We start from the raw sequence: 7,336 nt of genomic DNA, 5'->3' as shown, positions 1-7,336 counted from the left end.
ACTCAAGGCCGTCGGGCCACTCCTCGGGATCGATATTGAAGGCCACCGCGTTCACCCGTACCGAGCCATCCACCGGCTGCAGGGTCAAACGCAAGTGACGTCCATCACTCAGCGGGCGACGCTCCCGTATATGGAACACACCATCGAACAAGGGTTCCGGAAAACCCTGTCCCCAGGGGCCGGCAGCGCGCAGGCGTTCGGCGGTTTCGAGATTGAGTTCATGATCAAGGAGCGGGCCGTCGCTGTGAATGATCCCCTCCAGATCGCCAGGATCCAGGGTCTCGCGTACGGTGGCCTCGAAGGCCTCCCGGAATGGCTTCAGGTGATCCTCCGGCAGGCTTAGACCCGCCGCCATGGCATGCCCGCCAAACCGGGTGATCAAACCCGGATGACGGGTGGCGATGGCTTCCAGCGTGTCGCGGATGTGCAAGCCGGGGATGGAGCGAGCCGATCCCTTGAGGGTGCCCTCATCCGCTCGGGCAAAGGCAATCACCGGGCGATGCACACGGTCCTTGATGCGTGAGGCGAGAATCCCGATCACCCCCTGATGCCAGTCGGGCTCGTAGAGACACAACCCATGCCAGTGAGCCAGGTCGGGACGCTCAGCCAGCAGGGTCTCCAGCGTGACCAGTGCCTGTTCCTGCATGTCCTTTTCCACCTCCCGGCGTTCCCGATTCAGGTCATCCAGAGTCTGTGCCAGGGCACGGGCCTGGGCTGGGTCATCGGTCAACAGGCATTCGATGCCGATGGACATGTCATCCATGCGCCCAGCCGCATTCAGACGCGGACCCACGGCAAACCCCACGTCTGACGCCACCACCCGGGCCGGGTTGCGACCGGCCACTTCGAGTAGCGCTCGGATGCCGGGAACGGCGCGCCCGGCGCGCATGCGTCGCAATCCCTGATCCACCAGGATCCGGTTATTGCGATCCAGGGGCACCACGTCGGCCACCGTACCCAGGGCCACGAGATCCAGCAGATCCGCCAGATTGGGCTGGGCCAGCCCACGCTGGGTGAACCAGTCCGTGGCGCGCAGTCGGTCCCGCAGCGCGGCCATCACATAGAAGATCACCCCCACTCCTGCCAGTGCCTTGCTGGGAAATGCATCGTCCGGGAGATTGGGATTCACCACAGCATCGGCGGGCGGCAGGTGCTGACCCGGCAGATGATGATCCGTGATCAATACCTTCATGCCTGCCGCCTGGGCAGCGGCCACTCCGTCCAGGCTGGAGATACCGTTGTCCACGGTGATGAGCAGATCGGGTTCACGCTCACGGGCCACGGCAACGATCTCCGGGGTGAGTCCATAGCCATATTCAAAGCGGTTGGGTACCAGATAATCCACCCGGGTTGCTCCCATATCCCGCAGGGCACGCAAGGCCAGGGCCGTGCTGGTGGCCCCGTCGGCATCAAAGTCACCTACCACGAGGATCGACCAACGCTCCTCAAGGGCCTGCTGCAACAGGGCGCTGGCCGCCTCGACCCCGGAAAGTAACTGCGTCGGGGCCAGCCCCGCCAGGGCATGATCCATCTGTGCCGGGTCGTGGATACCCCGATGGGCATAGAGTCGGGTGAGCAGATCGGCTCCCTGGGGTGTGTCGCTGGGGCGTTGCAGGCGTCGGTGGGCCTTCATGGTGCCTCTCCCCCCAGCAGATCCCCCAAAGGGCGTGAACCGCGCCAGAATCGCCAGCACTCCCCCGGACCCAGGATGGCCATCTGGCCATCACCGGCATGCAGGTGAAGTCTGCGCACCCTGCCCCGCTGCATGGCCTTGAGCAGCGGCTCGAACCACTGGCGTTCGAGCACCTCCATGCCTGTCTGCCAGGCCGGAAGGTCATCGTAGGCTGCCTGAGCCCAGACATCATCCAGGACCACCAGGTCATCGCCTCCCGAACGCACATCCTCGCGAGTATCCAGCAAGACCTGGGCACTTTCCGGGAGTGCCTGGCATGGTACCCGGGCCCATCGGCACAGCCCCTCAAGCAATGGCCCCTGCCCGAACGCGGCGGCCAACGGAGGTTGAGAGGGCGCCGTTGGCAAGGGAGCCTCACCCCAGATCCACAGGCTGTTGATGGGTTTGAGTCCCCGCCCCTCCCGATCGTGATTCACCGAAGCGGGATATAACAGCATCTGTAATTCATTCAGATCCTGCAGCCAGACGTCAGCACGGGGACTCTTTCGAGGCAAAAGTTGACTGATTCGCTGACCCGCCGCCGCTGAAAGCGGTGTGGTCTGCAGGCCCGTATCGATCGCCTCGGGAAGCTGCATATGCCAGTGATCTGCCGTTGAGGCCTCCAGGGTCCAGGGACGGTGGGTGAAATGTTCATTCACCTGCCCCACCAGGGCCTGGGCCTCATCCACCGATAGACTCAGCCGGGAGGCGTCCGTCAGTACCAGGTCGTCGATGCCTGCCTCCAGATGCACGGGATCCGCGCACAGCCAATGGCCCGTGAGTGGTTCGTCGGGATGGCTGGCCATGCGCGTCAGGGCCCCGGCGGGTGTGCCCTCGGTGAGACCAAAGAGCCGACACAGGGTGGTCTCGCTGGGCCACCCCCGGGAGGGGGTCAACGCCCCACGGGACAACAGCCATTCCAGTGCAGGATACCGCCCCACCTCACCATAGGATGCGAGCCATTCCGGCACCCTGTGCAGGAGTCCGGGGATGAACAGGTGCAGTGTGGATTGAGTCACGGCGGCTCCTGATGAGTGCACGGGATAAGGGCACGCGGGATGCGCTCCATCTATTGTCCGGGCCGTTCAATCCGGTCCGGGTTGGCCCAGCGGGCCAGTACCAAGGCCAGCACGATTGCTGGCACGCCGATGAAGGCTGACGAGATAAAGAACCAGAACCAGTCAATATGCTCCACCAACACGCCCGTGAATCCAGCCAGAAACTGTCCGGGCAACGTCATCAGGGAGCTGAACAAGGCGTACTGAGTGGCCGTATAGGCCGTATTGGTGAGGCTGGAGAGATAGGCAATAAACACGGAGATGGCCAGTCCGCCACTGACATTGTCGGCCATGATGGCCATGACCAGACCATACGTCTCGGGGCCCAGCAAGGCCAGCCATGAGAAGGTCAGATTCGTGAGCGGGGCCAGGAAGGCGGTGAAGATGAGCATGCGCATGATGCCAAAGCGCGCCACCAGCAGCCCCCCCAGGGCAGCCCCGATGAGGGTCATGGCCAGACCGAAGGCCGCGGCCACGTTGGCAATCTGCGTCTTGGTGAAACCCAGGTCCAGATAGAAGGGGTTGGCCATGACGCCCATGAAGATATCGCTGATGCGGAAAGTGCCGATGAACAGCAGGATGAGCAGCGCCACCCATCCAAAGCGTTTCATGACATCCGCAAAGGGGCAGATCACGGCACCGATGAACCAGGCAGTCAGATCCCGACGCCAGCCCCGGTGACGAGTGCGTTGCAGATAATCCACCACCCGCTGCTCCAGGCGCTGGGTATTCTGATCCACCGTGACTTCAGGTTCACGGATGATGAGCGTGGTGATCAGACCCACCCCCATGAGCAGCCCCATCACCCCATAGGCGATGCTCCAGTTGCCCACCGCCGCCAGGTGCAGGGCCCCAGCGCCGGCGGCCAGCAGGGCCACCCGATAGCCCAAGATATAGGAGGCCGCCATGGCGCCCTGCCGATCCCGTGTGACTGCCTCGATGCGATAGGCATCGATGGCGATATCCTGAGTAGCCGAACCGAACGCGGCCAGCACGGCCCAGACGGCCACCAACCAGAGATGTTGGGTGGGGTCGGTCAAGGCAGTGCCCAGTAACGAACCACCGATCACCGTCTGCGCCAGGAGCATCCAGGCCCTGCGTCGGCCAAACCAGCGGGTGAGCAGGGGCAGTTCCAGTCGGTCCACCACCGGGGCCCAGAAGACCTTGATGGAATGAGCCATGCCCACCCAACTAAGAAAGCCGATGGCCGCCAGCTCCACCCCCAGGTCTCGCAACCAGGCGGTGAACGTGCCGCCCACCAGCAGAAGCGGCAGGCCGGCGGCAAATCCCAGGAACAGCATACCGATCACCCGGGGATGGCGATAAACGGCAAAGGCACTGCGCCAGCTGCGTTGCGTATGAGGGGTATGCATCAGGGGCCAAATCAAAAAAGCCCGGCAAGGCCGGGCTTTTTGAGGTCTTTTGGTCGGGGCGAGAGGATTTGAACCTCCGACCACCTGCACCCCATGCAGGTGCGCTACCAGGCTGCGCTACGCCCCGAAGAAGTGCTGCATTATAGGGAACTTAGGTCGGTTTGGGAAGGGGCGATGCCGACCTATTTATGCTCTCCGGCATGGGGCGGTTTCTGCTTGAGAATCTGCAGGACTTCCTCCAGTTCGAGACGCATCTGGCGGATGATCTGCTGGCTCTGGGTCGTGTCTTCCTTGGCTTCCTGACCGGAGAGTTTCTGCCGGGCTCCGCCGATGGTGTAACCCTGTTCGTAGAGCAGACTGCGGATCTGACGGATCAGGATCACATCCTGACGCTGGTAGTAGCGACGGTTGCCCCGACGCTTGACCGGCTTGAGGGACGGGAATTCCTGCTCCCAGTAGCGCAACACATGCGGCTTCACTCCGCACAGTTCGCTGACCTCGCCGATGGTGAAATAGCGTTTGCCGGGGATGGCCGGCAACTCGCTGTTATTGCCCGCTTCCAGCATAAGACTCGACCCTCGCCTTGAGTTTTTGCCCGGGGCGGAAAGTCACCACGCGGCGGGCGGATATCGGGATCTCTTCGCCTGTCTTGGGATTTCGTCCGGGCCGCTGGTTCTTGTCGCGAAGCGTAAAATTGCCAAATCCTGACAACTTCACCTGCTCGCCCCGCTCCAATGCAGTGCGCACCTCCTCGAAGAATAACTCAACGAGCTCCTTGGCCTCACGCTTGTTGAGCCCCAGCTCATCAAAGAGCTGTTCCGCCATTTCCGCCTTGGTCAGTGCCATTGCTCAAGCCCTGAGGGTCGCCCCAACCTCTTTTTGTAATTTGTCCACGACAGCAGCGATCATGTCGTCCACCTGACTGTCGGTAAGAGTGCTGGATAAATCCTGTAAAATCAAGCCCAAAGCAAGACTTTTTCTTCCTTCGGGTACACCCTTCCCGGTATACACATCAAACAGGTTCACCTGTTGAAGCGCGGTGTAGTCCATGGATTTGATCACCTGAACCACCCGGGCAGCGGGCACCCCCTCATCCACCAGCACCGCCAGGTCCCGACGAATGGCGGGGAATCGACTCTGGCCTCGGAACCTGGGCACCTCACCCCGGTTGATGGCCTCCAGTTTCAGTTCGAACAGGTACACGCTGGTGTTCAGGTCCAGCCAGTCTTCCAGATCCGGGTTCAGGGTGCCTGCCCAACCGATCACCTCGCCCTCCAGGCGCAGGGCCGCGGACTGCCCGGGATGCAGCGCCGGATGCTCGCACGCTTGCCACTCCACCTGCCGATCCAGGCCAGCCAGTCCCAGCAAGGACTCCACATCCCCCTTCATATCGAAGAAGTCGGCGGTGCGGTCCGGCTGGCCCCACTGATTGGGCCATGCCGGCCCGCAGACCAGGCCAGAAATCATTTTTTCCTGTTTTAGGTCAACATCCTGGGGCACAAAGCTCAGGCCAATTTCAAAGAGACGCAGGCGGTCCTGCTGGCGATTGAGATTGTACTGAGCCGCCTTCACCAACCCCGGCCACAAACTGGTGCGCATCACGGCCAGCTCCGAGGAAATAGGGTTGGCAAGCCTCAGTGGATCCACTCCCGGGGCGAAGCGGGCCTGAATTTCCGGGTCCACAAAGCTGAAGGTCACAGCCTCCAGGTACCCCAGATCCGTCAGGCAGGCACGCATGCGACGGGTCGATACCTGTGCCTCATCCAGCCAGCTCACCTGGGGTTGAACCGCGGGCAGGTGGGTGGGCAGGGTGTCATAGCCATGCACCCGGGCAATCTCTTCGATCAGATCTGCCTCAATCGCAAGGTCAAAGCGAAAAGAGGGGGGCATGACCCGCCAGGGGGTCTGCGCATCATTTACCTGACAGCCCAGACGGGTCAGGATCTCCTGCATGACTGGCGGGGCAATATCGGCACCCAGCAAGGCATTCGCACGCGCAGGCCGGAAGTCGATCGTGGTGCGGACCGGCAGATGGCCTTGACTCTCCTCCACCTGCGCGGGCCCTGGCTGCCCACCTGCAATCTCACACAGGAGCTGCGTGGCACGCTCCAGGGCGAGGGACGGCAGTTCGGGATCCACGCCCCGCTCGAAACGATGGGAGGAGTCGGTATGCAGGCCATGATGACGGGCCCGACCCGCCACCGCCATGGGGGCAAAATGCGCTGACTCCAGAAAGACATCCCTGGTGCTTTCCTTTACGCCGCTGGCAGCACCGCCCATGATGCCTGCCAGGGCCAGGCATTTTTCCTCATCGCTGATCACCAGGTCATCGCCGCTCAGGGTGAGATCCTTTTCGTCCAGCAGCTTGAGCACTTCGCCCTCCCGGGCACGGCGCACGATGATGGCACCGCGTAATACCGACAGATCAAAGGCATGCATGGGCTGCCCCAACTCCAGCATCACATAGTTGGTCACATCCACCAGGGGCCCCAGACTGCGAATCCCCGCGCGACGCAGGCGTTCCTGCATCCAGACGGGCGTGGATGCAGCGGCATCCACGCCCCGCACCACCCGGCTGGCGTAGCGTGGGCAATCCGCGGGGGCGTCCAGACGCACCGGGAACGTGTCATCGCAGGCCGCCGCAACGGGTTGTGCTTCCACGACCTTGAGTGGCTGACGCGTCAGGGTGGCCACTTCCCGGGCCACACCCGACAGGCTCAGGCAATCAGCCCGATTGGGTGTCAAATCCACCTCGAGGATATGGTCATCCAGACTGAGGAGTTCGCGCAGGTCCTGCCCCACCGGCGTATCAGCCGGCAACTCCATCAAACCGTCGCTGGATTCGGAGAGGCCCAGTTCGCGGGCGGAGCACAACATGCCGTGAGAGGGGGCACCGCGCAACTTGATCTTCTTCAAGGTGAAGGCATTGGGCAGCGTTGCACCCACCGGCGCGAAGGGTGCCTTCATGCCCTCATACACATTGGCGGCACCGCAGACCACGGGGACCGGCTCCCCACCCCCATCGTTCACCAGGCATAGGCGCAACTTGTCGGCATCGGGATGAGGCTTGACCGAGAGCACCTGCCCCACCACGACACCTGTAAACGCACCGGCGGCCGCCTCAATGGCATCCAGTTCCAGGCCAGCCATGGTCAGGCGATGCCCCAGTTCTTCCACGGTCAAGCGATGGTCCACCCACTGGCCGAGCCAATGATTGCTGATTCTCATGAATG

6 protein-coding genes and 1 tRNA gene are annotated in these 7,336 nt (G+C 62.6%); all 7 read right to left on the bottom strand.

What is annotated here, in order from left to right:
* Window positions 1-1,633, bottom strand: a 1,633-nt coding sequence (gene recJ, locus LPW29_RS11730) for a single-stranded-DNA-specific exonuclease RecJ (protein ID WP_238628157.1), incomplete at its 3' end; no start/stop codon positions are given.
* Window positions 1,630-2,691: a hypothetical protein gene (locus LPW29_RS11725; protein WP_238628156.1), complete on the bottom strand. Its 1,062-nt coding sequence runs from the start codon at window positions 2,689-2,691 to the stop codon at window positions 1,630-1,632. The genes recJ and LPW29_RS11725, both read right to left, overlap by 4 nt.
* A gap of 50 nt (window positions 2,692-2,741) precedes the next feature.
* A complete protein-coding gene (locus tag LPW29_RS11720; protein ID WP_238628155.1) occupies window positions 2,742-4,103 on the bottom strand; it encodes an AmpG family muropeptide MFS transporter in 1,362 nt (453 codons plus the stop codon).
* Window positions 4,104-4,153: 50 nt separating this feature from the next.
* Window positions 4,154-4,230 (bottom strand) — tRNA-Pro (locus LPW29_RS11715).
* A 55-nt stretch (window positions 4,231-4,285) separates the two neighbouring features.
* Window positions 4,286-4,669 (bottom strand): MerR family transcriptional regulator, encoded by a 384-nt coding sequence (locus LPW29_RS11710; RefSeq protein WP_090254633.1) that lies wholly within the window; start codon window positions 4,667-4,669, stop codon window positions 4,286-4,288.
* Window positions 4,650-4,949 (bottom strand): integration host factor subunit alpha, encoded by a 300-nt coding sequence (gene ihfA / locus LPW29_RS11705; protein WP_025281356.1) that lies wholly within the window; start codon window positions 4,947-4,949, stop codon window positions 4,650-4,652. The genes LPW29_RS11710 and ihfA overlap by 20 nt, the downstream gene beginning before the upstream one ends.
* A gap of 3 nt (window positions 4,950-4,952) precedes the next feature.
* Window positions 4,953-7,331: a phenylalanine--tRNA ligase subunit beta gene (pheT, locus tag LPW29_RS11700; RefSeq protein ID WP_238628154.1), complete on the bottom strand. Its 2,379-nt coding sequence runs from the start codon at window positions 7,329-7,331 to the stop codon at window positions 4,953-4,955.
* Between the last annotated feature and the right edge of the window lie 5 nt (window positions 7,332-7,336).

The sequence above is a fragment of the Ectothiorhodospira sp. 9100 genome (assembly GCF_022227565.1).
Taxonomy (GTDB): domain Bacteria; phylum Pseudomonadota; class Gammaproteobacteria; order Ectothiorhodospirales; family Ectothiorhodospiraceae; genus Ectothiorhodospira; species Ectothiorhodospira marina.
The sequence above is the reverse complement of the archived record's forward strand: the minus strand, read 5'-3'. Positions and strand labels throughout refer to the sequence as shown.